Source organism: Rhodococcus sp. USK10 (assembly GCF_019378875.1).
Lineage (GTDB): Bacteria > Actinomycetota > Actinomycetes > Mycobacteriales > Mycobacteriaceae > Rhodococcus_F > Rhodococcus_F pseudokoreensis.
Window position 1 is genome coordinate 4,526,241 of record NZ_CP076048.1, and the last position, 24,963, is coordinate 4,551,203.

General features: G+C 67.3%; 28 protein-coding genes. 9 read left to right on the plus strand and 19 right to left on the minus strand.

Annotation, left to right across the window (positions count from 1 at the left end; genetic code table 11):
- Together I1A62_RS27815 and I1A62_RS27820 are read right to left on the minus strand one after the other, a co-directional pair.
- Window positions 1-483, minus strand: a complete 483-nt coding sequence (locus I1A62_RS27815; protein WP_072943768.1) for a carboxymuconolactone decarboxylase family protein — start codon at window positions 481-483, stop codon at window positions 1-3.
- Between the two features lie 51 nt (window positions 484-534).
- Entirely contained in the window at window positions 535-1,020 is a 486-nt protein-coding gene (locus tag I1A62_RS27820) for an SRPBCC family protein (RefSeq protein WP_219455484.1), read from the minus strand.
- A 225-nt stretch (window positions 1,021-1,245) separates the two neighbouring features.
- Between I1A62_RS27820 and I1A62_RS27825 the strand changes: the two genes are divergently transcribed.
- Window positions 1,246-1,536 carry a hypothetical protein gene (locus tag I1A62_RS27825; RefSeq protein WP_087556743.1) on the plus strand — a complete coding sequence of 97 codons (291 nt, stop codon included), beginning with the start codon at window positions 1,246-1,248 and terminating at the stop codon, window positions 1,534-1,536.
- On the opposite strand, the gene I1A62_RS27830 is transcribed toward I1A62_RS27825, so the two are convergent.
- Window positions 1,537-2,148, minus strand: coding sequence for a malonic semialdehyde reductase (locus tag I1A62_RS27830; protein ID WP_219455486.1), 612 nt, complete (start codon window positions 2,146-2,148; stop codon window positions 1,537-1,539).
- 89 nt (window positions 2,149-2,237) lie between these two features.
- Here I1A62_RS27830 and I1A62_RS27835 point away from each other — a divergent pair, with 89 nt between their 5' ends.
- The gene (locus I1A62_RS27835; protein WP_219455488.1) at window positions 2,238-2,576 is read left to right on the plus strand and encodes a helix-turn-helix domain-containing protein; all 339 of its coding nucleotides are present in this window, start codon (window positions 2,238-2,240) and stop codon (window positions 2,574-2,576) included.
- A 13-nt stretch (window positions 2,577-2,589) separates the two neighbouring features.
- Here the strand turns inward: I1A62_RS27835 and I1A62_RS27840 are convergent, their stop codons facing one another.
- Window positions 2,590-3,654 carry an MBL fold metallo-hydrolase gene (locus I1A62_RS27840; RefSeq protein WP_219455490.1) on the minus strand — a complete coding sequence of 355 codons (1,065 nt, stop codon included), beginning with the start codon at window positions 3,652-3,654 and terminating at the stop codon, window positions 2,590-2,592.
- 149 nt (window positions 3,655-3,803) lie between these two features.
- Here I1A62_RS27840 and I1A62_RS27845 point away from each other — a divergent pair, with 149 nt between their 5' ends.
- Window positions 3,804-4,928 (plus strand): serine hydrolase, encoded by a 1,125-nt coding sequence (locus tag I1A62_RS27845; protein WP_219455492.1) that lies wholly within the window; start codon window positions 3,804-3,806, stop codon window positions 4,926-4,928.
- 43 nt (window positions 4,929-4,971) lie between these two features.
- Here I1A62_RS27845 and I1A62_RS27850 read toward each other — a convergent pair whose 3' ends face one another.
- Together I1A62_RS27850 and I1A62_RS27855 are read right to left on the minus strand one after the other, a co-directional pair.
- On the minus strand, window positions 4,972-5,439 hold the full coding sequence (locus I1A62_RS27850; protein WP_124391836.1) for a hypothetical protein: 468 nt from the start codon (window positions 5,437-5,439) through the stop codon (window positions 4,972-4,974).
- A gap of 63 nt (window positions 5,440-5,502) precedes the next feature.
- Window positions 5,503-5,706: a glyoxalase gene (locus I1A62_RS27855; RefSeq protein WP_124391837.1), complete on the minus strand. Its 204-nt coding sequence runs from the start codon at window positions 5,704-5,706 to the stop codon at window positions 5,503-5,505.
- A 264-nt stretch (window positions 5,707-5,970) separates the two neighbouring features.
- Here I1A62_RS27855 and I1A62_RS27860 point away from each other — a divergent pair, with 264 nt between their 5' ends.
- Entirely contained in the window at window positions 5,971-6,927 is a 957-nt protein-coding gene (locus tag I1A62_RS27860) for an alpha/beta fold hydrolase (RefSeq protein WP_124391838.1), read from the plus strand.
- Here the strand turns inward: I1A62_RS27860 and I1A62_RS27865 are convergent.
- The 3 genes from I1A62_RS27865 to I1A62_RS27875 form a co-directional block, all read right to left on the minus strand.
- Complete coding sequence (locus I1A62_RS27865; RefSeq protein ID WP_124391839.1) at window positions 6,924-7,184, minus strand: acyl-CoA-binding protein; 261 nt, start codon at window positions 7,182-7,184, stop codon at window positions 6,924-6,926. The two genes, I1A62_RS27860 and I1A62_RS27865, sit on opposite strands and share 4 nt — an antisense overlap.
- A gap of 125 nt (window positions 7,185-7,309) precedes the next feature.
- Entirely contained in the window at window positions 7,310-8,326 is a 1,017-nt protein-coding gene (locus tag I1A62_RS27870; RefSeq protein ID WP_124391840.1) for a zinc-dependent alcohol dehydrogenase family protein, read from the minus strand.
- 100 nt (window positions 8,327-8,426) lie between these two features.
- The gene (locus tag I1A62_RS27875; protein ID WP_219455494.1) at window positions 8,427-10,016 is read right to left on the minus strand and encodes a helix-turn-helix domain-containing protein; all 1,590 of its coding nucleotides are present in this window, start codon (window positions 10,014-10,016) and stop codon (window positions 8,427-8,429) included.
- 196 nt (window positions 10,017-10,212) lie between these two features.
- Here I1A62_RS27875 and I1A62_RS27880 point away from each other — a divergent pair, with 196 nt between their 5' ends.
- Window positions 10,213-11,544 (plus strand): MFS transporter, encoded by a 1,332-nt coding sequence (locus tag I1A62_RS27880; protein ID WP_219455496.1) that lies wholly within the window; start codon window positions 10,213-10,215, stop codon window positions 11,542-11,544.
- A gap of 25 nt (window positions 11,545-11,569) precedes the next feature.
- On the opposite strand, the gene I1A62_RS27885 is transcribed toward I1A62_RS27880, so the two are convergent.
- The 3 genes from I1A62_RS27885 to I1A62_RS27895 form a co-directional block, all read right to left on the minus strand.
- Window positions 11,570-12,211, minus strand: coding sequence for a dihydrofolate reductase family protein (locus I1A62_RS27885; RefSeq protein WP_124391843.1), 642 nt, complete (start codon window positions 12,209-12,211; stop codon window positions 11,570-11,572).
- Between the two features lie 123 nt (window positions 12,212-12,334).
- Entirely contained in the window at window positions 12,335-12,571 is a 237-nt protein-coding gene (locus I1A62_RS46555) for a hypothetical protein (protein WP_257890555.1), read from the minus strand.
- A gap of 668 nt (window positions 12,572-13,239) precedes the next feature.
- A complete protein-coding gene (locus I1A62_RS27895; protein WP_124391845.1) occupies window positions 13,240-13,533 on the minus strand; it encodes a DUF4193 domain-containing protein in 294 nt (97 codons plus the stop codon).
- 305 nt (window positions 13,534-13,838) lie between these two features.
- On the opposite strand from I1A62_RS27895, the gene I1A62_RS27900 reads away from it, so the two are divergent.
- Window positions 13,839-14,531 (plus strand): TNT domain-containing protein, encoded by a 693-nt coding sequence (locus tag I1A62_RS27900; RefSeq protein ID WP_124391846.1) that lies wholly within the window; start codon window positions 13,839-13,841, stop codon window positions 14,529-14,531.
- Between the two features lie 7 nt (window positions 14,532-14,538).
- Complete coding sequence (locus I1A62_RS27905; RefSeq protein WP_219455498.1) at window positions 14,539-14,985, plus strand: Imm63 family immunity protein; 447 nt, start codon at window positions 14,539-14,541, stop codon at window positions 14,983-14,985.
- 4 nt (window positions 14,986-14,989) lie between these two features.
- Here the strand turns inward: I1A62_RS27905 and I1A62_RS27910 are convergent, their stop codons facing one another.
- Window positions 14,990-15,526, minus strand: coding sequence for a GNAT family N-acetyltransferase (locus tag I1A62_RS27910; protein ID WP_219455500.1), 537 nt, complete (start codon window positions 15,524-15,526; stop codon window positions 14,990-14,992).
- Between the two features lie 74 nt (window positions 15,527-15,600).
- On the opposite strand from I1A62_RS27910, the gene I1A62_RS27915 reads away from it, so the two are divergent.
- Window positions 15,601-16,197, plus strand: coding sequence for a TetR/AcrR family transcriptional regulator (locus I1A62_RS27915; RefSeq protein WP_219455501.1), 597 nt, complete (start codon window positions 15,601-15,603; stop codon window positions 16,195-16,197).
- Window positions 16,198-16,236: 39 nt separating this feature from the next.
- Here the strand turns inward: I1A62_RS27915 and I1A62_RS27920 are convergent, their stop codons facing one another.
- The 6 genes from I1A62_RS27920 to I1A62_RS27945 form a co-directional block, all read right to left on the minus strand.
- Window positions 16,237-16,782, minus strand: a complete 546-nt coding sequence (locus I1A62_RS27920; protein ID WP_124391850.1) for a helix-turn-helix transcriptional regulator — start codon at window positions 16,780-16,782, stop codon at window positions 16,237-16,239.
- 164 nt (window positions 16,783-16,946) lie between these two features.
- On the minus strand, window positions 16,947-17,987 hold the full coding sequence (locus I1A62_RS27925) for an ABC transporter ATP-binding protein (protein ID WP_219455503.1): 1,041 nt from the start codon (window positions 17,985-17,987) through the stop codon (window positions 16,947-16,949).
- Window positions 17,984-19,498: an iron ABC transporter permease gene (locus I1A62_RS27930; protein ID WP_124391852.1), complete on the minus strand. Its 1,515-nt coding sequence runs from the start codon at window positions 19,496-19,498 to the stop codon at window positions 17,984-17,986. Before I1A62_RS27930 ends, I1A62_RS27925 begins: the two co-directional genes overlap by 4 nt.
- Before the next feature lie 71 nt (window positions 19,499-19,569).
- On the minus strand, window positions 19,570-20,610 hold the full coding sequence (locus tag I1A62_RS27935) for an iron ABC transporter substrate-binding protein (RefSeq protein ID WP_219455504.1): 1,041 nt from the start codon (window positions 20,608-20,610) through the stop codon (window positions 19,570-19,572).
- A gap of 73 nt (window positions 20,611-20,683) precedes the next feature.
- Window positions 20,684-23,329: an AMP-binding protein gene (locus I1A62_RS27940; protein ID WP_219455506.1), complete on the minus strand. Its 2,646-nt coding sequence runs from the start codon at window positions 23,327-23,329 to the stop codon at window positions 20,684-20,686.
- 147 nt (window positions 23,330-23,476) lie between these two features.
- The gene (locus I1A62_RS27945) at window positions 23,477-23,803 is read right to left on the minus strand and encodes a hypothetical protein (RefSeq protein WP_124391855.1); all 327 of its coding nucleotides are present in this window, start codon (window positions 23,801-23,803) and stop codon (window positions 23,477-23,479) included.
- Between the two features lie 212 nt (window positions 23,804-24,015).
- Here I1A62_RS27945 and I1A62_RS27950 point away from each other — a divergent pair, with 212 nt between their 5' ends.
- Complete coding sequence (locus I1A62_RS27950; RefSeq protein ID WP_257890556.1) at window positions 24,016-24,933, plus strand: phosphatase PAP2 family protein; 918 nt, start codon at window positions 24,016-24,018, stop codon at window positions 24,931-24,933.
- Window positions 24,934-24,963: the final 30 nt, after the last annotated feature.

The following is a 24,963-nucleotide window of genomic DNA, read 5'->3' on the forward strand; positions in this document are numbered from 1 at the left end:
TCAGAGTGTGAGCTTGCACGTCTGACCGATGTCGAGCACCCGCAGCACCCGGCCCGTCCCCAGCCACAACGCGCACGACAAAGCCAGATCGGTCAGGATCTCGTCGGTGAAATGCTCATGACACCGCGCCCAGAAGTCCTCGTCCTCGCGCAACGCCGTGTGATCGGTGGCGAACCGGTGCGCGAACTCCGCCGCCGTCCGCTCCTCCGCGCTGTACCCGGGCCACGACTCCCACTCGAGGACGTGATCGTAGAAGTGCTCGTCGATGCCCGCGTCGGCTCCACTGCTGTCGCGGGTGCCGAGGCATACGGCGCACTCGTTGGCCTCCGCGACCGCCATCCGCGCGATCTCCCGCACCCGTAACGGTAACCGGTTCCGGTTGTATACCGCGTCCGTGAAGGCGCCGAGCGCACCACCCAGTTCGGGTGAGATCGACAGCCAACCTGCCACGTCATCGTCACTGTAGCTACCTACTCGACTCATCACCGAATGCTACAGCGAGAGCCGTCTCGGGCGATAGATCTGACACGTGTTCTATGTGTGCGAAGACGATGCGGCGAGTTCGGCCAGGTGCTGGAGCGAGTTCGTGAGATGCTCGGGACCGAACGGCGGGAAGTGGAGGTACTCCCGGATGCGCTGCGGCACCGGCGACCAATCGTAGGTGAGCGTGATCTCGGTTTCGGACGGGCCGAGCGGCACGAGGTCATAGCGCCAGCTCCAGCCGCCGAACTCCAGGTGGCCGTCGTCCTTCTCCTCCCCGGTGCGCCAGCCGATGGCGCGCGGTGGGTCGAGGACCTGGATCTGGTTGGCCACCCGGTAGTTCCCGTTCGGATGGTCGGGGTGGTACATGTCCATCCGGAAGATCTGCCCCACCTCGGTCAGCGGCGCCCGGTCGGCGGCTTCCTGCACCCAGCCGGTGCCGTCGATCGCCGAATGGGTTCTCGGGTCGGTCAGCACCGCGAACACCGTGGCGGCGGGCACGGCGACGGTCAGGGTGGCGCTCACATTCTCCTGGTCCACGATGGGCACGCTCCTCGACGCCTCAGGCCTCCCGCGGATACGGAAGGGCCGTTCACTCCATGTCGACTACCCGGCGGCGCGGAATTCATCGGTCCGCATCCATTTCGCAGTCAAAGTGCCTGTAGGCGTGAGTAACACCTGCATCCGAATTGCGCTGCTCGGGTCGCCCCGGCGGCCTTAGGTGCATATGCTCCTGAGCAGGTTCGCCGAACGAAGAGGTGCACGATGGGCGACACAAGCGATGACAGGTCGGAGCCCGGTCCCGAGCTGACCGTCGGCACGCGGGTGCTGGTCCGCAGGAAGGCCGAGGCCGACGCGACCGGTGAGGTCGTCGAGGACTACGCGGCACTCACCGAGCCGGGTGGCGCCGGGCACGAATGGGCGCCGGCGCACCGGTGGGCGATCGCACTCGACGACGGGCGCCTCGTCTTCGCCGACACGGACGAGGTGACCGTCGATCCCAGCCCTCGATCCGGTCGGCGCGGGACGCACCGCCGTGAGAGTTCCGACGAGTAGTCAGACCCAGGACAGGGTGTCGGCCGGGTCGAGGCGGGGGAGCCGATCGAACCACGGGTTTTCCCCGGGGTGCCCGATGTTGACGACGAGAATGGAACGGAAGCGGCCGTCAGGGAAGAACTCGGCGTCGATTCCGGCGGCGTCGAAGCCGGCCATCGGGCCCGCGGCCAGGCCGAGGGATCGGACGGCGAGGATGAAGTAGCCGGCCTGCAGGGCGCCGTTGAAATCGCCCGTTCGCTCGCGCATCGTCGCGTCGCCTGCGAAGACGTCGCGCAACTCCGGCCGGAACGGCAGCAACGCCGGGATGTGGTCGTGGAACTGGGTGTCGACGGCCAGGATGGCGACCGCGGGCGCCGACTCGGTCTTCGCCTTGTTGCCCTCGCTCATGTGCGGCAGCAGTCGCGCGCGACCCTCGTCGGTCCGGGCGAACACGATCCGCAGGGGCTGGGTGTTCGCCGCGGTCGGAGCCCACTTCGCGAGGTCCCAGATCTGGGCGAGTTCCTCGTCGGTCACCGGGGTGGGCGCGAAACTGTTGGCCGTGCGTGCCTCGCTGAACAGCAGTGCGCGACCCGCCTCGTCCAGCTCCGGTCGCGTCTGTACGTCTGAGCTCATGGTTTTCCCTCTCATCGACTAGCAACAAAAGTGTTACTAGTAAAAAACTAGTTGACAGTTGGATGCTAGCACCTTGCTAAGGTCGAGGTATGAGCTCAGGCGTCGAACACCACGATCCGCGCGCGTGCGACGGCGCGCTCGCGAAGGCGTTCACGTTCCTGGGCAAGCGCTGGAACGGCGTCATCCTGGCGACGCTGATGTCGGGCCCCGCGACGTTCTCCGGGCTGCGACGAGCGGTCGGAAGCATCAGCGATTCGGTGCTCTCCGACCGTCTCGTCGAACTGGCCGGGGCGGGTCTCGTGACGCGGGAAGTCTGCGAGGGACCCCCCGTGTCGGTCACGTATCAGCTGACCGAGGCCGGCCAGTCACTGATGCCGGTCCTCGACGAACTGGCGGACTGGGCGAGGACGCACCTCACGCTGCAGTGACCGGCGCGTCGTGTCAGGGTGCGAGCGTGGAGTCGTCGAGGACGGGTCGGGTCCATGTCTGGTGCGAGCTCGCACCTTTCGCTACGAGGCCGAGTTCGCGCAACTTGGCGATCGTCATCATCGTGTTGAACATGGGGTTCGGATTCGCACCCGACACGCCCAGCTCCTGGGATCGCGCGATGAAGGCGTGGACGAACGCCGGTAGGTCGTCGATGCGATCGGTGAGCAGTGCCTGTGCGGCGCCGTCGAGCGCCGAAGCCTGATCGAGCAATGTCGAAAGACGCTCGGCTGCGGCCCGGCGATCGAACGCCTCGAACGCGTGGCCCTCGGTGACGACGTCGACAGCACCGGTCTCGACCAGCGTCAGCGCCAGGGCGGCCGCGGCGAAGATATTCATCTGGTTGGCGTCGTGCATCGCGCCGCACGGCCCGTTCGGTTCGTCGGACAGGTGCAGCAATCGTGCCCCGGGAAGGTGGACGACGACCTGGCCTGCGCAGTGGCCGTGGGTACGGACGACCTGAACGGCACCGTCGCCGAACGACCAGCCCGACACGTGTTGAGAGCCGATGACGAGGTGCTCGAGCGGGAGTTCCTCGTAGGTCCGGGTGATATCGGTGACGGGAACGTAGGGCCGGTACATGGCGAGGAGCCGACGTGCTGCGTCAGCGGGATCCTCGAACCCCGGCACCAGGCCGGACACACGCTCGAGACTCGTGATCCAGTAGGGAAGGCCGTCATCGCGGTACTGGCTCGCGTCGTGCGCGCTGACGAAATGCTGCACGTCCGAGCGGTCGAGTCCGTCGCCGAGGTCGTCGACGATGTCGTTGTTCCCGACATGGTCGGGGTGACCGTGGGTGGTGACCAGCAGGATCTTCGACCACGGAGCGAGGTCGTCGGCGGCGGATCGGATCGCGTCGCGGAAAGCGGTGGTCACCCCGGTGTCGACGAGCACCAGGAGATCGTCGGCTCGGTGAACGATCGCGTTGCCCACGTCCGGTTGGTGCGCGGCCATGTCGAGGGGCTGACCCACGATCATGCGCGTCCGAGCGTCGATCTCGATCTGTTCGCCGAGTGCCACTCATTCGTTCTAACACGCCACCCGACTCGTCGGCGACGGTTCACCGAAGTAAACCGCCTCCTCGGCCGGGGGCGGCCGCCCATACTGGAAACAGAATTCCGCGCAAGATTCGAGCAGGTCGAGGTTCGAGACGGCGATGGGAGTGCGGCGTGGCACGGACATTCTCGGGGCGGCGACTGGCCGCCGTGCTGGCGGTCCTGACGACGGGACTGGTGGGATGCGGTGAGTCGGACGACGCACCGGTTCTGCCCGATGCACAGCTCACCGACACGATTCCGACGGCGATGGAGCGCGCCGCGATTCCCGGGGCGATCGTCGGTGTCTGGCAGGACGGCGCCGCACCCTACGTGCAGGCGTTCGGGGTACGCGACACCGCCACCGGCGACCCGATGACGCCGGACCTGTTCATGCGCGTCGGCAGTCTCACCAAGACGTTCACCACCACCGCCGTGCTGCAACTGGTCGACGAGGGGAAGGTCGGTCTCGACGATCCGATCGACAGGTATGTACCCGACGTTCCCAACGGCGAGGCGATCACCCTCCGGCAGCTGGCCGCCATGCGCAGTGGGCTTTTCGACTACTCCGAGGTGGTGATTCCGGCGCTCCCGAGTCAGCCGGAGCGCCAATGGACACCCCAGGAACTGCTCGCGATCAGTTTCAGCCGTCCACCCCTCTTCGCGCCGGGAACCTCGTTCGACTACTCCAACACCAACACCCTCCTCCTGGGTCTCGTGGTCGAGAAGGCATCCGGCCTGCCGCTGAACACCTACATCGCCGAGCGCATCACGGAACCCGAGAATCTCGGCGACACCTCGGTCCCCACCACTGCGGCCCTCCCGTCACCGCACGCCCAGGGCTACTCCAAAACCCCCGACGGCGCGACGGTGGACGCGACCGACTGGAACCCGTCGTGGGGATTCGGCGCGGGCAACATGATTTCCACGCTCGACGATCTGGGCGTGTGGGTGCGCGACCTGGCAGAAGGAACGTTGCTCTCGCCGGCCACCCAGCACGAACGGGAGCAGTTCCAGCCGGCGCCGTCGGAAGGAACGGGTTCGCTGTACGGACTCGGCGTGGAGTTCCAGAACGGCTGGATCGGCCACAACGGAAACATCGCGGGCTACCAGACCTACGCCTATTACCTTCCCCCCGAGGGCAAGACCGTGGTGATGCTGGTCAATTCGAACGCCGACCCGCTGGGCGTGTGGAACTTCTTCACGGAGATCGTGAAGATCATCAGCCCCGACCACCCGTGGCCGGCGCCGCCGCCGTAGAGATCCGACGAAACCACGGGTGGCTGGGAGCCGCAGGCGGCCGCTAGGAGTTGTCCGCAGTCCGCGCGGTGTGGTTGCGGGCTTCGACGGCCGCGACGGTCTTGTCGAACGCCTTGCCCAGGACGCGTGTGCCGAAGACGCCGAGCACGGCCCCGAGTGCTCGTCCTCTGAGATTCTTGCCGTCCCGGACCACGACGGCGTCGATGTCGGTGGTCCCGTCGGGTCGCGCGGTGAGGGTGTACGTGTGGCCCGACGCGCCGCCCCACAGGTTGGAGTCGGTGGTCGTCATGACGACGCGGTGGGGATCGGTCCAGTCGTAGTGCAGGCGTTCCCAGGCCCCGCCCGAGCCTTCGGTGACGTCGGCATGATCGGTGCCGAGTTCGTGTACCTGCAGGTACGCGTCGGCGCTGTTGCCGAAGAGCGCCTCGCGGCCGGGCCCGAAGTCGGTGAGTGCGTCGAGGAATTGTTGCGGGGTTGCGGTGGTGGTCTGGTGGAGACGGATCGTGGACATGGTGTCCTCCTGGGTTTGGGTGTGAACGGTGAGGGGTTGACCGGTGGACGGTGCAGAAGGCGGCTAGACGGGCAACTCCGTCCCGGCCTGCTCGGCGACCATGTAGGCGGCGTACCAGTGGGGCCAGTTCGGATCCTCTGCGCCGATGCGCTTCTCGTGTTCGCCGTGTGCGATCGCTGCGCGGATCAGCGCACCGGTCAGGTCGGTGCTGCTGCTGAAAGTTGTTGCGGCGGAGTGGGTGATCTGGCGAAGCCGTGTGGTGCTCATGGTATTTCCCGATCCGGAGTGCCGCGGACCCAGCGTCTGCGGCTGATCGAACGGTGTCCGAGAGGGCCGGGAACGTTACGCCGACCGGGCTCGGTGTGACGCGCGTCACTTCGGAAGGGGTTCGGCGGAGTGGCGCGGCCGCACCCACCCTGGGTGGCGGGGCGGTCACCCGCGGGTGACTACGGACAGCACTCGGGGTGCTTATTTCCCGATCCCGCGCGATGGACAGTAGACCCTGTCACTGCACGGAGGAGGGAGGTCGTCATGTCGATCGAGAGCACCACCCCCACCCTGGTCCGGCGCAGGACCACGGTCTCGGCTGACGACGGTGTTTCGCTCGCGGTTCGCGAGTACGGCCCCACCGACGCCCCCGTGACGATCGTCCTTCTGCACGGTCATTGCCTGAGTTCCGAATCGTGGAGCTTGGTGCGGGAGGAGCTGACGCGACTGCACACCGACGCCAGGATCGTCAGCTACGACCATCGCGGACACGGCGATTCCGATGTGGCGCCCGCTTCGACCTACACCCTCGAGCAGTTGGGCCGCGACCTCCACGCGGTGCTCGACGCCGTCGCCCCCACCGGTCCGGTCATTCTGGTCGGACACTCCATGGGTGGCATGACCGCACTGACGTTCGCCCGCCAACATCCGCACGAGATCGGCACCCGCATCGTCGGGATCGGCTTGATCGCGACCGCCGCGAGTGGGCTGGCCGACGCGGGATTCGGCCGACTGCTGCGCGCCCCGGTCCTGTCCTGGGTCCAGGAGGCCGTGCGCCGAGCACCGACCTCCATGGAGCAGGTGAAGCGACTCGGGTGCAAGGTATTCGCACCGGTCATCCGCGGGGCCGAATTCGGCGACCGGAAGGTCAGCCCACACGCCGCCGAGCTCGCCATCGCGATGCACGACCAGACCCCGATCGTGACGATGACCAGCTTCCTGAACTCGTTCGCGACCTACGACGAGTCCGGGACACTGCCGGCCCTCTCGGCGATTCCCACGCTCGTGCTGTGCGGTTCCGCGGATCTGATGACGCCGCCCACCCATTCGGTGTCAATCGCCGCGCAGGTCGGCGGCGCCGACTTCGTCTGCATCGACGGCGCCGGCCACTCGGTGATCCTCGAACAACCGACAGCGGTTGCCGACGCGATCGATCGCCTCGTCACCCGGATCGGCGGCTCCGAGACCGCAGAAGACGCGAACCTGGTACTTACCGCCTAGCCCTGCGTGAGCCGCGCTACCAGGTCGACGTAGCCCTGCTTGGCGTCGGCGCTGCTCGTGCCCGCCAACTTGGCCCAGGCGTCGTACTTGGCGCGTTTGACCATGTCCAGCCGACCGGGCCGCTTGCCCTCGACATCACCCTTCGACCCCTGCTTGAACAGCGCGTACAGCTGCAGCAGCTGATCGTTGTCCGGCCGCGAAGTGAGCTTGTTGACGTTCTCCTGTGCATCGGCAAACGCCTGATCCAACTGCGGCATGGCACCCCTGGCTCTCGGACGGACGATTCGACGCAATCGTAACCGCCGGAGCCGATGACGGCTTGTTCACCGCGCATACCCTCCCAACGGTGCGTGAAAGGCAGGTCAGCAAAACGGGCCGCCGATTATTCGAATACCAGTAGCGGTTTGCCCCCATGCGCGGGAGCTTCGGCCAAATAGACGGCTTCGCCGAACTTTTCGACGGGGATCGTCTGGCCCTCCGGCACGCGCAGCACGTCGCTGTCGGCGAGCTGAAGCGTCCGGTCGATCGTTGCGGCCATCCGATCCCTCGGGGTCTCGGTCAGCCAGCGGAACAGCCAGAACCCCCGAACGGTCTTGGTTTCGTATATGAGCGAGCGCGCGAAGATGGGGATGGTGAGTTTGTCGGGATCGGTTTGGCGGTGCGTGGACAGCGCACCGTAGACGATCAGCTCACCGTGCGGTGCCAGCGCACGCGAGATGTCCGCACCCAGCTGACCGGAGACGCAGTCGATCGCCTTGGACACGCCGTCGCGGCCCGCTATGTCGGCGATCCGTTCGCGTACGTCCTCATCCTCCGTGCAGATCACCGCGGTGCCCCCCAGCGCGAGGATGTCGTCGACAGCGGATCGACGGCGGACCACGTTGAGGGTCTTGAAGCCGAAGTGCGCTCCGAGTTGGATGACCGACTGGCCCACGGTCGAACCGGCCGCCGTCTGCAGGAGCCATTCGCCCGGTCGAACATCGAGTTCGTCACCGGTCAAGATCACGGCGGTGAGCGGATTGGCGAGAATCTGGGCAGCAGTGGAATTGCTCATTCCGACGGGAACGGGCAACACCTGCTCGGCTTCGGCAACGACATACTCCTGCCACGTGCCCGTGACTCCGATCGTGATGACGCGTTGCCCGACGGTCAGACCGTCTGCACCGCTCCCGAGTTCGTCGATCACGCCGACGGATTCGATTCCGGGCACGGTGGGGAACTCCGGGGTGAATCCGTATCGGCCGCGGATCGTGTGGAGATCGCTGGCATGGACAGGTACCGCTGCCATCCTGATCCGGACCTCTCCGGGACCCGGCTCCGGAATCGGGCGGGTCTGCAGGTGCAGAACCTCGGACGGTTCGCCCAGCGTGTCGGCAACGACCGATCGCATGGTTCTCATCTCTCGGCGCTCCTTCGGTCGGATAGCGCTACAAGCTCCAATGCTGCCACCGCGGCCGGACAAACGGTGCGGGGATCAGGCCAGGATTCGGTGAGGATCGTCAGTCGAGGTGGCCGAGTTGTCCGACCATGTAGGTCACGGCGTTGTCGATCTTCCGGCGCCAGAGCCGCGTCACCTCGTCGGGATCCTGGGCCTCGAGAGCGTGGAGTATCGCGGTGTCGTCGGCGACGATCTCGTCGACCGCGTACGCGTATTCGAGACCGAGAATCGAGACGAACATCCGTAACTGCAGCGACAGGCGGACGAACATCTTCTCGATCCTCGGCATGTCGGCCGCGGCGGCGAGGGTGTCCTGCCACCGGATGTCGGCGTCGCCGGTGCCGGGAACGTCGTGCATTTCCGCGTGCCGGACGAGGTCGTCGAGCGCGTCTTTCGCCGCGGTCAGACGGGATGATCCGTTCGTGGCGACGCGGCGGAGTAGCAGGGCTCCGAGGGGGCCGCGGGCGGTGTAGGTGTCGTAGACGTCGCGCTGGGTGGGGAGGGGCACGTACGCCCCGCGGTGCGGCTCGAGTTCGATCAGTCCGTCCTCGGCGAGGATCTTCAGGGCGTCCCGGATCGGTCCGCGCGAGACCCCGAGCCGGGTGGCGAGAGGCTGTTCGGCGATGCGCTGCCCCGGCCGGAACGCGCCGGTGGCGAGGGACTCGCGTAACGCGTCGACCACTGCCGACGCCAATCTCGTCGAGGGGGAACGCGGCTGGTCGTCGTCGGTTGCGGATCGGCGAGAAGCGCGGGTGGGTGAGGCGCGGACCCAGAAGAATGGTGTGGTCGGTTGCTCCGCCCACCGCCGCACCTCGTGTGCGAGTTCGAGCAGTCCGGGCGATTGCCGAGGGTCGAGGACTGCGGTGATCGAGTTCAGTTGCGCAAGCCACGAGTCGGGGCCGACTTCATACACACCGAAGCGGGGATGCCTTTCAAGCCAACCGTGCACCCGAGGCGGTGACGGACGATCGACGAGCACGGTGATCGGCCGATCCGGCGGCACCGTGGCGTCGACCTCACCCAACGCGGTCAACAGCGTGGGGGAGATGTCGTTCCCGGTGGCCGGGGTGTCGCGAGGGAAGGCGAACTGAGCCGACAGGAGGACGCGGACGGATTCGGTGAGCGCACTCGACTGTCTGCTGCGCGGTCGCGCGGCGGGCGTCGCCGGCGGGTGGAAGACGAGAACCCGCACACGGGGATCGATGAGGACGGCCGCGAGCACCATCGAGTTCGACGAGTCCAGGACCGCACGTGAGATGAGGTCGGGCCGATCTGCGAACCACTGGTGCCGAACCCGGCTCACCGCCGCCTGATTGGTGCCGAGTGCGTCGGCGATCGTGCGTGTCGTCCACCCCCGGTCCGGTGGTCGCTGCAGCGGCATACGCAGGATCGCACGGTGCACGTCGTCCCCTGCGGCGATCGGACGACCCGGCCGCGGCAGGTCCGCGAGCCCCGGGAGGCCGTCCGTGTCGAATCGGGTCCGCCATTTCAGCACCGTGTTGCGCGAGACCCCAAGGGAGCGAGCAATAGTGGAAATCGACTCCTCGGAACTCGCGAGAACGATGCGGGCGCGCAGGGCCAACGCCTGAGGCGTGGTCGGCGCCGACACCAGGCGCTCGAGGGCCCGTCGTTCCGCCTCGGACAGTGACACGTGTGCACCCCCTTCGCCGCGATCGACTCACAAATAATAGAGCAGATCTCCGTGCGGGTGAGCTGGCATATTGTGCTGTGCGCCTGCTCAGGTATTTATGATTCAAATCTCTTCGAGGTGACCGTTTCGACCCGAGTCGAATGGTCAACAAACGGGCGGCGAATGCATACTCACCGCAATCAGCTCAGGAGAACCGATGGACCAGCCACCTCACGCCCGGACAGCGTCTTTCCTCGTCGACGACGCCCCGTTGCTGCCCTTCCACAAACGGCTCGCGCTCCACGCCGGCGGGGGACCCTTCCTCGACGGGTACGTGCTGAGCATCATCGGCATCGCCACGGTGCAGATCACGCCGCAGTGGGGTCTGAGTTCGGCGCAGCAGGGCCTCATTGCCGCCTCGGCGACGATCGGCATCTTCCTCGGATCGCTCCTCGGCGGTCGGCTCACCGACCGCTTCGGCCGCCGTCGTCTCTACGCGTTCGACCTGACCGTCGTCGCCGTCTTCTCGGTCGCGCAGTTCTGGGTCGAGGGCTTCTGGTGGTTGTTCCTGCTCCGGGTTCTGATCGGCGTGGCGATCGGGGCGGACTACCCCGTGGCCGCCTCACTACTGACCGAGTTCACCCCGAAGAAATATCGTGGCCCCTTCATCGGTTCCCTCACCGTGATGTGGTTCCTCGGTGCCACGTCCGCCTATCTGGTCGGGGACCTCGTCAGCGGACTCGGTGATCAGGGGTGGCGGTGGGTGCTGGCCAGCGCCGCGGTACCCGCAGCCCTGGCCGTGCTCGCCCGCGCCGGAACACCGGAGTCACCGCGCTGGCTCGCCGGCAAGGGACGCGTCGCCGAAGCCGAGGCGATCGTCACGAAAGTCTTCGGCCCCCACGCCGCACTCGAGATCGAGTCCGGGCGCTCCGCCGGGGCAATCGGCCCGCTCCGGAAGTCGGGCTACCTCGGACGGATCGCCTTCGTCACCACCTTCTGGACGGCGTCGGTGGTGCCGCTGTTCGCGGTGTACGCCTTCGGGCCGAGGATCCTCGCCGGCCTCGGCCTCGACGGGCGGGTCGCGAACATGGGGTCGGCCGCCATCACGATCCTGCTGCTGGTCAGCTGCGTCATCGCGCTCACCGCCATCAACAAGCTGGGCCGCCGCACCCTGCTGATCCACAGCTTCGCGTGGTCCGGGCTGACGCTGCTGCTGTTGGGATTGTTCCCGGGCAGTCCGGTACCCGTCATCCTGTGCCTGTTCGCGACGTACGCGATCTTCACCGGAGGCGCCCAGGTTCTTCAGCTCGTGTACCCCAACGAACTCTTCCCCACCGAAATCAGGGGCAGTGCCGTGGGATTGGCGTCGTCACTGAGCCGGGTCGGTGGGGCGATCGGTACCTACATGGTCCCGATCGCCCTGGACCGCTGGGGCATCGGCCCGACCATGCTCGGCGCCGCCGCGATCGCCGTGATCGGCCTCGCGGTCAGTGCCGCCTGGGCGCCCGAGACCCGCGGTAAGTCCCTCGCCGACTCCACGCGACTCTGACGGCAGCGGCGGCCCGTCGCCAACCTCAGCCGACGTTCTTGTTCCAGAACTGATGGGTGAGTCCGCTGGGGGAGGCGACGGTCTCGATGGTGAAGCGGTCTTCGATGCCGTCCAAGCCTTCCCAGAGGGATACGCCACGCCCGAGGGTGATGGGCACGATCACGAGGTGCATGAAGTCGATCAGGTCGGCTGCCAGAAACTGCCGCACGATCGAGGGGCCTCCGCCTATCCGGACGTCCTGACCGCCGGCAGTGTCCTGAGCCAGGCGCAGCACCTCGTGGGGTGGCGCATCGACGAAGTGGAAGCTGGTTCCGTTGGGAAAGTCGATGCTGGGGTGTGGGTGGTGGCTCAGGACGAACACCGGTGTGCGAAATGGCGGTTCGTCGCCCCACCAGCCTCGCCACCCGTCGTCGGGCCACTCGCCGGTCTGGGGCCCGAACTTGCGACGGCCCATGATCTCCGCGCCGATTCCCTGACCCCACAGGCTGGTCACGGCGCGGTCCAGGGTGATCGGGTCGTCAACCCGATCGACGCCGTGGATGACGCGTCCGTCGAACGAGCCGAACAGCCGCTCGGCACCGCCGATCGGAGCGTCGAACGTCACGTGCTCGCCTGCAGCGTAGCCGTCGAGAGAGATGTTCATGTTGTGGATGCGGGTGCGGGGCACGGGCGACTCCTTCAGCGATCGGATGGACCGGGATACGAATAGACAGACCGGACGAGCCGGCCGAACTCATCGCGGAACGACGAAAATCGTGTTCCGTCGGTCCGCGCGGGTACGTCCGATCCGTCAGCCAGCACGGATGCCCTGGCTGGCGAGGAACTCGCGGGCACGACCCAGTTGGCGGTCGGTCGAGAAGGTGAACCACTGTTGGACGACGCTCTCCTGGTGGATGAGGTCGCGAAACCGGTGAAATGCGCCCTTGCCCTCGATCGCCCGCAACAGCCGATCCCGCAATGCCGCATCGTGATGCCGCTCGGCGAAGGCCGCCATGTCGCGCCAGCCGTCCCGGGAGCCGGGCTGCATCTGCTGTCGCGATGGCTCCGCGCAACTCGGACAGGTCGAGCGGAGCGATCTGTTCGAGTCCGGGCCACGCGTGCGACATCATCGGATGCGGATGGGCGGGTCTGCTCGGCGCCCGGCTCTGCCCGTCGTCGTCGGCCCACCGGCGCCCGTACTGATCGGGGATGCTTCCCCAGCCCCAGTAAGGCAGGGGCTTCTTCGGTGCGATTCCCAGAACTTCGATGGGGTCGACCTTGTCGTCGCCGACCACACAACGGTGGGTCCAGTCATCGCCCAGGTCGAACGTGAACTGGAACTCCGCTCCGGGCACCTGGAGCCGAGCGACCTTGGCCGTCTCGATATCCACCGGCTCCATGATGGCCCTCCGCGCGACCCGGCCATCTCGGCCCGCGTCTCCGCGTCGGTGACCACTCGTCCATCGGCGAGGGTGAACATCGACAGATGAGACCTGTCCCAGCGGGCGAAGGCGTCGTTGACGGCATTCGCGAGATCCATGAAGGTGTGCGACGGCCCGACCGCGAAAACCCGGCCGGGCCACGGCCACAGTTCCTCGCCACGCCCGCCGAGCAGTTCCACCGTCACCGACAACCACGTTCGTGCCATCCCCCGAGGATGGCACGCAAACCGTGGCGCGTCCGGTCATTGCCGCAGACGCGCGCGCTTCGGTGCTGTCAGACGCAGTCCCGGCAGATGAGCTGCTCGCCCGGGGCGAGCCGGCTGCGGTGATGCACCAGGAAGCAACTGGTGCAGGTGAATTCGTCGGACTGCTTCGGGATGACGCGGACGGTGAATTCCTCACCGGACAGGTCGGCGCCGGGCAGCTCGAACGATTCGGCGGGGTCGGTGTCGTCGATGTCCACCGCGGGTGATTGGGAGTCTTTCCTGCTGGCGGTCAACTGTTCGAGCGACGTGTCCGTCGACTCGTCGGAATCGGTGACTCTGGGGGCGTCGTAATCGGTGGCCATAACTGTTCAACCTCGTGATCTGCGTGTTCTGACCGCGCCAGGGTAGAGCCCCGTGCGGCACGGGGTGCGCCCGGGGGGTGTGACGGCCCTCGCAAAGGGCCAGGTCAGGGTCGCCGGCCGCGAGGTGTCGGGATTGGATATCCCCGGTGGTGGGTCCTATTCCGTTGGGGGCGACGCGCGGTCGCAGGTTCGGTCACGATCACGGCCGGATCTGTCACGATTCTTTCGTAAATGATCTTGCTGTGATCGATGCCCGGTCGGATGGGACCGCATCGGAATCGTCTTTCGAGGGGGAAGGGTTCATCATGCATCGCTATCGCCAGCTGTTCCTTGTTCTCGGGTTCGTGTTGTCGGTTCTGTTCGCCGAAGGGGCAGTCGCCGGTGCGGCGCCGGGGTCGTCGGCCGGTTCCAGTGATCTTCTCGGCGGGCAGGGCTGTTCGACGGAGTTGTTCGACGGTGACCGGAGGCTCGGGCCGCAGACGCTGTCGGATCTGTTCCCGGTTGCGGAGCAGCTCGCCGGATACCAGCGCACCGGCGAGCTCACGGCCGATCAGTTTCTGAGCAAGTATTGGGATCCGGCCGTGGTTCCGGCGGGTTCCTTCAAGTACCCGCCGAAGAGCGGTTACGTCCTCGACGGCAGTGGCAATCCTCAGCGGGTGCAGGGGCAGTTGGATGTCGGCACGCTGATCGACCGGTACGGCAGCGAAGGCGGCAACTTCCTGGCCCCGGCCGGCGCGAGTTACACCTCCCGCGCGCTTCCGCCGGTGAACCTGGTGTCCGATCCCGCGGACTTCTGCAACTACCACGTCTACGTCGTGACGAAGCCCCTTCCCCTGTACACCGGTCCTATCGCACCGTGGTTCGAGCAGCAGGGGTTGGGAACGCAGTTCGAGGTGGTGCCCGAGTTGCTGCCGCAGGTCGCCGAATGCGGGACGAAGGTCGATGTCAGCTGGTTGCGGTGCGCCGGGTATGTGCGCAGCGTGTACCCGCTGCAGTGACGTGCACGTGGTTGATCCGTTGAACGGCGATCTGCTCGATCACGACATGCGCCGGCGGATCCTGGAGGTGACGGAGCGGATGGGTGCGCGCCCGGAGGACCTGCCGGCGCTCGGGCAGGCGCACGAGGACGCGCGTCCGTTCTGCTGGACCGCTCCCGAGGGCGGGTGGCATCTGACCGTCCGGGAACGCGATCGGTTGCTGTCGGACCGGCACACCACCGATCCGGACGAGTTCGTGTCCTGGGTCGCGGAGTCGGTGTCCGAGCGCATCGCTCTGCGTCTGCATCCACCGGAACAGTCAGGTTTCCGGGCCGCGTCCTGGCGCGCCCAGTACCAGTTGCTGCGCGGCATCGAACCGGCGTGGGCCGATGCGTGGCTCACCGCGACCCGGTCGGCGTTGACGGCCGCCGGCGCCGACCGGGCCGTCCTCGACATGCTGCCGGCACCGTCGTAGGTCGTCAGTTGCCGGTCGCCGTCGTGGTCACGCTCAGGTCGAGTGTCCAGTTCTGGCCGACGAGGTCGTGGCCGAAGCTGTGGTGCGGTTCTTCGTCGGTGAGGACGAACCCGGCGCCCTCGTAGATTCTGCGGGCCGACGCCAGCACGTCGTTGGTCCACAGTGTGATCTGCCGGTAGCCGGCGTCGCGGGCGAAGGTGACGCATCGCTCGACCAGCCGGGACCCGACGCCGAGACCGCGAGCGGTCGGGGCGACCAGCAGGATCCGTAGTTTGGCGACCGCGGGTTCGTCGCCGGCGACGCAGAGGACGCAACCCACGCGTTCGCCGTCGACCTCGGCGATCCAGGCGCCTTCCCGGGCCGGGTCGTGGTCGGTGGCGTAGTCGGCGACGATCTGTGCGACCAGTGCCTCGAAGCTTGCGTCCCATCCGAACTGCCGGTGGTAGATCTCGCCGTGGGCCATCACGGTCCAGCCCGGATCGCCGGGGCGGTCGGCCTGGCGCACCACGACTTCCGGTCGCTGGGGTGGTTGCGAAGTCATGGGTTTCCTTCCCGGAGCGCGGCCATGATCGGCGCTCACTGACACGACTGTTTCAGTGGAGGTAGGCTACCGCTGTGACCAGGGAAACGACAACCCCGTCCGCGCGGCAGACCGAGTTGCTCGACGCCGCCTACCGCTACGCACTCGAGCACGGGTTGGCTGATCTGTCGTTGCGTCCGTTGGCGGCGGCGATCGGCTCGAGCCCGCGGGTGCTGATGTTCCTGTTCGGAAACAAGGACGGCTTGGTGCGCGCACTGCTGGCGAAGGCCCGCAGCGACGAACTGGCGATGCTGGACCGACTCGGGCAGGCCGCGGGCGCGGAGCCGATCGGGCTGCCCGCGGCGGTCGAGCGGGTGTGGGAGTGGCTGGCCGCCGAGGAGCATCGACCGTTGCTGCGGTTGTGGACGGAGGCGTACGCCCGCTCACTCGTCGAACCCGACGGTGCGTGGGCCGGGTTCGCCCGTTCGACGGTCGACGACTGGCTCGCCGTCCTCGCCGCGTGCCAACCTCAGCCGGAGAAGGACAGCGAGGCCGGTGCGGTCCGTCGCACCGCGGCGTTGGCAGTGCTGCGGGGCGCTCTGCTCGATCTCCTCGCCACCGACGACCGGCAGCGCGTCACCGCCGCGGTCCGGCACCAGCTCGCCTCGCTGTCCGCGGATGCGGAGCAGTGACACGCGACAGGCGCGGAACTCGTTGATCCGTCGAATAATTCAGGCGCGCTCGTCCCAGTCCTCGGGCACACCGAAGGTATCGTGCAGGCCGTGGCGTCCGGCGTCGGTCAGATGCACGACCCGTCGTTGGTCGGTGCGGCGTAGCCATCCCAGGTCGAACATGCGGTCGGTGAGCGCGGCGCCGAGCGGTCCGGCAAGGTGATGACGCTGTTCGGACCAGTCCACGCAGTAACGGATCGCCCGCCGTTCCCGGCCCGGCGCGGGCAGGTCCACGCCGAAGGTGGTCAACCGGCTGCGGCCGTGGGAGGTCAGCCGGTAACTGACGTCGCCGCCGGGAGCGGACAGGCGGTCGACGGCGGCACCGTCACGGTGGTGGCGCCCGTCCCCACCGATGAGCAGCCCCTGGTCGAGTAGCGCGGCCATGACGGTGACCCCCGCCTCGGAGGCGAGCACGCCGGCGGGCAGTGCGCGCCCGTCGGCGAGCGCCATCAGGACCCGGGCTCGGGTCCGATCGCCGATCAAGGCGGCGACCCGGGCGACGTCGGCGTCACCGGCGACCCCGTCGGCAGACGAGTGGCGGACCATGGCACCAGAATAGGTCCGGGACGTTTCGGGCTGCACCGAAACAATCCGGCAGCACACTGGTTTCATGGACACGACACGAGACGGCAATGCTGCGGTGCACTCGGAGATCGAGGCCGTGACGGTGGCCTGGGAGTCGGCGATGACGAGCTGTAGGGGCTGGGGATTCAGGGTTCGTAGGCCACGGCCTCACCGAGGACGCGGATGCCGACGCGATCACCGGGGGCGAGCGGTGTGGCGCCGAAGCGGCGGACGGTGACTCGCTCGGGGAGGACCCCGTCGGGTGTGTCGAGTCGGATGCCGAGCAGCATCTCGGAGCCGAGGTATTCGACATCGACAACTGTCCCCGACACTCCGGCACCGTCGCTCGTGACCTCGATTTGCTCCGGGCGCAACATGACTCGGGCATCGCCGCGCACCCCGTTGGCGGTCACGGCGATGTTGCCGAGTGCGCAGCGGGCACGCCCGCTTTCGACGTGCGCTCCCAGCACGACGGCATCCCCGATGAATTCCGCGGTGGGGACGTCGATGGGGGCGGAATAGATTTCGCGGGGCGTGCCGATCTGGGCCAGCCGGCCCGAACTCATCACCGCAACCCGGTCGGCGAACGACAGGGCCTCGGGCTGGTCGTGCGTCACGAGGATGGTGGTGATGCCCGCCTTCGCCAGGACGTCGGCGACGATCCTGCGGGTGTTGGCCCGCAGTCCGGCGTCGAGAGCGGAGAACGGTTCGTCCAGCAGCATCAGTTCGGGTTCCCGCGCCAGCGCTCGTGCGAGTGCCACACGCTGCTGCTGCCCACCCGACAGCTGATCGGGACGCCGGGTGGCGTACGCCGAATCCAGGGACACCATCTCGAGCAGTTCGGCGATCTTCGAGTGGGTGCGGGCCCGACGGGGGAGTCCGAAGCCGACATTCGCGCCGACCGTGGCGTGCGGGAACAACGCACCGTCCTGCGCGACATAGCCCACCGACCGCCGGTGCGCCGGTGTCCATCCGCCGCCGGCGACGACACGGCCACCGAGCGCGATGGTGCCGGCGTCCGGCTTGTCGAACCCCGCGACGAGGCGGAGCAGCGTGGTCTTTCCGCATCCGGAGGGTCCCAGGATGGCGGTCGTCGATCCGGCTTCGACGGTGAGGGCGACGTCGCGAAGCACCGCCGCGGCACCGAACGACTTGTCGAGCCCTTCCACCTCGAGTGCGTATGTCATAGTCCTGCTACCTTTTTCGACTGGGAAAAGAGAACGTAGGTCATGGGCAGCGACAGCACGATCATGATCAACGCGTACGGCGCCGCACCTGCGTAGTCGATCTCACTGCTCAGCGACCAGAACTGCATGGACAACGTGCGTGTACCGGTCGGCGCGAGGAGCAGCGTGGCGGTCAGTTCGTTGACGATCCCGAGGAAGACCAGCGCTCCGCCGGCCGCCGTCGCCGGGGCAGCCAGCCGCAGGGTCACCCGGAAGAACGCCGCCCACGGCGACACCCCCAGAGACTGGGCCGCTTCCTCGAGTCCGACGGGAGCCTGAGCGAGACCGGCCCGCAGATTGACCAGGGCGCGGGGGAGAAACAGCAGCGCGTACGCCGCAATCACCACTGAGACGGTCTGGTAGAGCGGATGCACGTAGCGGATGGTGACCGTGACGAATGCGAGCGCCACCACGATGCCGGGCAGGGCACTGGAGATGTAGGTAGTGCCTTCGAGGAAACGGCTGAAGTGGCCACGATGGCGGATGGAGATCCAGGCGATCGGGAACGCGAGCACGCACGTCACCACCGCACCGACGATCCCGAAGACGAGTGTCTGCGCGACCGCGGCCCACACGGAGTCCCACTTCCACACCGCGCTGCCACCGATGACGAGCCACCGCAGGACACTGATGACGGGAACCCCGACCGACAGCGCGATCAGGCCGGCGAGGAACACCAGAACGGGCGGCGAGTACCGCCAGCCGAGTTCGACGGGGACGGCCCGCCGCGCGGCCCCCGAACCGATCCGGGCATAGCGGGCACTGCCCCGGACCACCGACTCGATCACCAGCAGGGTGAGACACAGCAGCACGAGGACGCCGGCCAGCATGGTGGCCGCGGTGCCGTTGAACGTCGACTGGTACTGCTCGAAAATCGCGGTCGTGAAGGTGTCGAACCGAATGAAGACGAAGGCGCCGTACTCGGCGAGCAGGTGCAGCGACACCAGCAAGGCGCCGCCGGCGATGGCCAGGCGCAGTTGCGGCACCACGACACGGAAGAACACCGCCCAGGAGCCGGCGCCGAGGGCTCGGGCGGACTCTTCGACGGCGGGGTCGAGGCGGCGCAGGGTCGCGAAGGTCGGGATGTAGACGAGCGGGAAGTACGAGAGCGTCGAGATGAGGACGCCACCGAACAGTCCGCCGAGCGACGGTATCGCGGTCACCCACGAATAGCTGTTCACGAACGCCGGAACGGCCAGCGGCGCCGCGAGGAGCACAGCCCACACCTTGGCGCCGACGACGCCGGTACGTCCCACGAACCACGCTGCGGCAACCCCGACGACGAGACAGATCGGTACCGTGACCACGACGAGCAGCACGGTGTTCCCGAGCAGTTCGCGCACCCGCGGCCGAAACAACAGCGCCGACGCGGTGTCCCAGCCCGTGTCGATGCTCTGCACGATCACGTATCCGAGCGGAAGCAACGACGCGGCCACCACGGCGAGCGCCGCGGCGGCCAGCGGGAGCGGCATGCTCGACCGGGCGGTTCGGCGGCGCGGGGTGTCCGCGTCCGCCGACCGTCCGCGGCCGATCAGTGTGAGATTCAGAGCAAACCAGCTTCGGTCATGAGCTCGGTGACCTGCGGGCTGTTGAGCTTCGCGGGGTCGACCTGCGGGGCCTGCAGGTCGGCGAGGGGAACCAGCTTCGGGTTGGCGGGCACACCGCTGCCGACGGTGTACTCGAACGATGTCCCGGTCTGCAGGACCTCCTGGCCCTTCTGTCCGGTGACGAACTTCAGGAACTGCTGCGCCGCATCCTGCTTGGTGCTCGATTTCAGGACGCCACCTCCCGACACGCTGACGAATGCGCCCGGGTCCTCGTTCTTGAAGTAGTGCAGCGCGACGTTGTTGCTGTTCTCGCCGGTCTTGTCCTGGTCGCCGAACCAGTAGTAGTGATAGATCACGCCGCCGGGGATTTCACCGGCGTTGACGGCCTTCATCACGGTGCCGTTGCCCTTGTAGGTGCGGACGTTGTCCTTCATCCCGGCCAGCCACTGCCGGGTGGCGTCTTCGCCCTTCAGTTCGAGCAGGGCGCTGACGATGGCCTGGAAGTCGGCTCCCGAGGGGGACGCCGCCCAGCGGTCCTTCCATGCGGGGTCCTGCAGGTCGAGGAGCGACTTCGGTAGCTGGTCCTCGGGCAGCATGTCCTTGTTGTAGGCGAAGACGGTGGAACGAGCCGCGATGCCGGTCCACTTGCCACTCGATGGGCGGTACTGGGCCGGGACCTGGTCGAGGACGTCCTGGTTCACGTCGGTGAAGAGCCCGGCGTTCTCCACCAGCGTCATCGCGGGGGAGTTCTCGGTGAGGAACACGTCGGCCGGTGATTTGTCGCCCTCGGCGACCAACTGGTTGCCGAGCTCGGTGTCGCTGCCGTTGCGCACTTCCACCTGGATACCTGTTTCCGCGGTGAAGGCGTCGACCCATTCCTGGGTCAGCGATTCGTGTTGTGCGTTGTAGACCGTGATCGTGTTGGCGTCGCCGGAATCAGCTCCGCTGTCCGAACTGGAATTCGAGCACCCTGACACCATCATTACCGCCGCGGTCGCGAGTGCCACTCCCGACGTCAATCCGATCCGAATCCTCATCGTCCGTCCTCCTCCACGCGGAACTTTTCCCGCTGTCTCCAGGGAAATGATGCCACTTGCAGGATTGGCAAACCTAAACTCGGGCGCCGGGTGGACCGACGCGTCGATGTGAGACGAGAACCGACGCCCTCGAGGGTAGGGACGATCCCGGCTGCGCGGTGCCAGGCAGGCGAAAGCGGAGTCGGCGCCGGAGCCGGAGTACGACGGTCACTGCCTGCCAGTAGAGGACACCGACCAGAATCGACAGCGCCAGCGCGAGCCACGGATGATCGTCGCGCAGAGGCAGATACACCTGGAAGTGGGTGAGGTAGATGTAGAGCGAAGCGCTCGCCAGCACACCGGCGACCCGGCTCACCAGAGTGGGGCAGGGGACGGACCTGACCCACACCAGCAGGCAGAGTCCCCCGATGACGATGACTTCCCGCCGTGTCTCGCCGAAGAAGAATCCGGGAACCGTGGCCACGATCACCGCAGTGACGCAGAGTCGGTGCCACACCGTCGTCGACTGGGCGGCGGCCCAGCCGAGGGCGAACAGCCAGAAGACCACCGACGCGGTGAGGATGCGGTTGCGGCCGTCGTCGACGTCGACCAGGCCATACCGGGTCAGCAGGCCGAGCGCCACGAACCCCATCGCGAACCAGAACGGATTCCTGCGCTCGATGCGGTCGGCGAACGGAATGCAGAGCACGGCCGCGACGACGAGAACGATGTACACGATCGCCTCGACGAACCAGTATCTCCACTCGACGGACCACCCGTCCGGACCCAGGACGCCGTTGAGTAACAACGCGCTGGTGATGCGGTACTCCCCGGTGAGGGCGATGACGGCGCCGATCCACACCATGCTCGGAACGGCGATTCGGGCGACGCTCGCGAGCGTGTGGCGGAGTCGTTCGGTCCGTTCGGCGGCACCGCGGTGGAACCGGGCGAAGTTGTAGCCGGCGACGCCGAGGAGCACGTGGGCCCCGCCGAGCAGCGTGAACAGATGAATGTGCGAGCCCGCGATCAGAACGATCGCCACCGCGCGCAGCACGACGTTCGTTTCCACCGTCCGCCATCGACGGCGCTGTCTCGGCTCACGGGCGAGGTCCCGGATCGGGGTCGTATGCCAGTTCACGGGCAGGTAGCCGAGCAACTTCTCGAGCCGCAGGGACATCTGCACGTGGGACAGCGAGTCGCCGCCCAGGCTCACGAAGGTGCTGTCGTCGGTGACCTGCGTGCAGTGCAGGATGTCGGCATACAGTGCCCGCACGGCCGCGGTGTCAGCTGCCGTCGTGGGTTCCGCGGCCGACGCGGACTGATCCGCGCGTGCGAGCTCGGCGACCGCCCGGAAATCGGGTTTGCCGGTGGAGGTGCGGGGAAGTTGGTCGACGAGGAACACCCGAACGGCGGAGACCGGAAGACCGGAGGCCCGTGCCGCCGACTGCCGGACACCGGCCGCGTCGTGGCTGTCCTGGACGGCGACGATCAGCTCATCGGTACCGCCCGCACAGCAGGCCGTCAGGCCGTGCCCGGTCAGCGCCGACTCGACGTGCGGTAGGTCGATTCGCAGCCCGAAGACTTTCGCGAACCGGCTGCGGCGCCCCACCACCTCGTACAATCCGTCGTCGCTGCGTCGGGCGAGATCACCGGTGTGCAGCTCGCCGCGGAGGGTGTCGCCGATACCGAGGTCCTCGGGGGTGTGCGCATAACCGAGCATCACATTGGGTCCCGCGTAGATCAGCTCGCCGGTGCCTACCGGGGCGTCGGAGACCGGCTCGAGCCGGAACGATCCGCCGGGAATCGGCCGGCCGATCGTGTGGGCGTGAGTGGCAGTGAGTTCCGGGGGCAGGTAGGCCATCCGGGCCGTCGCCTCCGTCTGCCCGTACATGACGACCAGATCCCAGCCTCGGCGTCGACCCAATTCCGCGTAGGCTCGCACCTTCTCCGGCGCGAGCCGGCCACCGGCCTGCGTGATGTACCGCAGGTGGGGTAGATCCAGCTGGTCGAACCCGATCCGGTCGAGGAGATCGAAGGTGTAGGGCACACCCGCGAAGCTGGTGCCGTGGTGCCTCCGGAAGAGGTCCCAGAAATCCGGGTCGGTGACCGAGTCGGTCGTGAGGACCAGGGCGGCGCCGCGCAGCAGGTGGCTGTGGATGACCGACAACCCGTAGCAGTAGTGCATGGGAAGTGTCGTCACCGCGCGGTCGGTGCCTCGGATGTCGAGGTATTCCGCGATCGACTCGGCATTGGACTGCACGTTGCGGTGCGACAGACGGACGAGCTTCGGCGATCCGGTGGATCCGGAGGTGGTCAACAGAAGGGCCAGGTCGGGGTGCAGTCGGTGCGCGGATCCCGTACATCGTTCCTCGATCACCGTGCTCCCGTTCACGCTGCGGATCACGATGTCGGGCCCGTATGCGGCGATCAAGCCGTCGAGGCTGTCGGGACTGTCGCCCGGTGCCAGTAGCACCGGGTGACCGGCGAACAGGGCCGCGAGGTAGGTGACGATCACATCGACGTCATTGGTGCCGCAGATCAGCACCAGGCGTCGGCCTGCGCCGAGCTGCGGGACCTTCCGCGCGATTCGTTCGGCCAGTTCGCGGTAGTTGACCGTCTCGTCCGTCGTGATCAGTGCCGGGGCGTCGCCGAAACCGCCCAACTCGTGCACGAAAGGCACACCGGGGCGCTCTACCTGGACGGATGGGCAACTCTGCACCGCCGTGAGTCTATAAGGCATACCTTGGAACGTGATCAGCCGCTGGCCCCGACCAGTGGGCCCGCACGACCACCTGGCGACAGCAGCCGTCGGCGTGTCCTCTTCAGCGCCGGAATGCCCTCCAGCGCCGCGCATCGGCGAAATGGATGGAGATCGGGTCGGGTGCTATCAGGAGATCCCCTCGAACTGCCTTTGGCGGCGTCGGCGGTGGAACCGATCGCGCTGCTCGTCGAGGAGGATCAGGCCGTGATGGTCGCGCCGGCTGTTTGCGCGCGTAATCGCCTCCCGCACAGCGACGGTATGCCGGTGCAGGTCGTTCGCGCGCCTGTCCGCGTTCTGATCACCGAGCAGTTGGGCGGCGGCGCGATCACATTCGATCAGTGCCTCTTCGTAGGCGAGCCGGATCGGCGCCTGTTCGTCGAATCGGGTCATCACGGCTTCGATGAACCGCAACGGGATACGCGACAGCCGGTAGTTGATTCGCAGCAGGCTCATCGTCGTACCGCGCAGGGTGACCCCGATCGGCTCTGCGGGGGCGGTTGGTGAATGCGTCGGAGCTCCATTCGTCAGAGGATTTCGGTCAACAGGCCCGAGTATGTACGCGGCGCGCTGTGAGGACGCTGAGAAGCGTTGTCCCTCTGGTGGTGCCGACTGACGCAGGTTGTGCTCTCAGCGCCCCCACAGCGGCCGGCGTCCATACTGCGAACGTGAAACAGGCACCACCAATTCTCTCGCTTCCGAAAGCATCCGCGTATGGACACCACGACAATCTGATCGGACGAGCCCACGACGCCGCCGCCGACGTGCACCAAAGCACCGGCGCCACCCTTGCAGTCTCGCTGCTGGTGGCTGGAGCGGCTGTGCTCCTGGCCGCAACCACTTGGCGGGCCGTGGCGGGCAGGAACCCGCGTTCGGCGACACCACCGCTGATCGGCCTGCAGATCCTCGGGCTGGCCTTGGCGTTGATCGCGTTGGCCTACGAGGTCAGGGTCGGCGCCTGGGTCACCACCGCGGACCCCGTTGTGCTGGGCTGGTTCGCCGATCACAGGTCGGAGTGGGTGACCGGCCCGGCGATCGCGATCACCGACGCCGGTGGCCCCGTCGGGACCGTCCTCATCGCAGTGGTGCTGGGGGCGCTGTTGTCCCGGCGGGCACGATCACTCGTCCCGGGACTGATTCTCGTCGGGACCGTCGGGGCTGCCGCGCTCGCGTCGACTGTCACCAAATCCATTGTCGGGCGGTCGCGCCCGCCGATCGTGTCCCAGGTACTCCTCGAGACCGACCACTCGTTCCCGTCCGGGCACGCGACGGGAGCGATGGTGTTGTTCACCATGGTCGCGGTCATCCTCGGACACGGGTTGCCGGCCGCCCGGCGCGGGCTGCTCCTTGCCGGGGCGTTCACGGTGACCGTGGTGGTCGCGGTCACCCGCCTCTACCTCGGCGAGCACTGGCTCACCGATGTGATCGGCGGAATTCTTCTCGGCGGCCTCGCAGCCCTGATCGGTTCCGCGCTCTACGGCATCTGGACGCGGCGAGCCTCTGATCGCGTGCACAGTGCCTCACTGGTTGATCCCTCACACGCGGTCGGCCCCACCGGCGCGACGACGACGGGACGGGCAGCATGAGGTCCTGGCGCGCCGTTCCGGTTTCTCGCC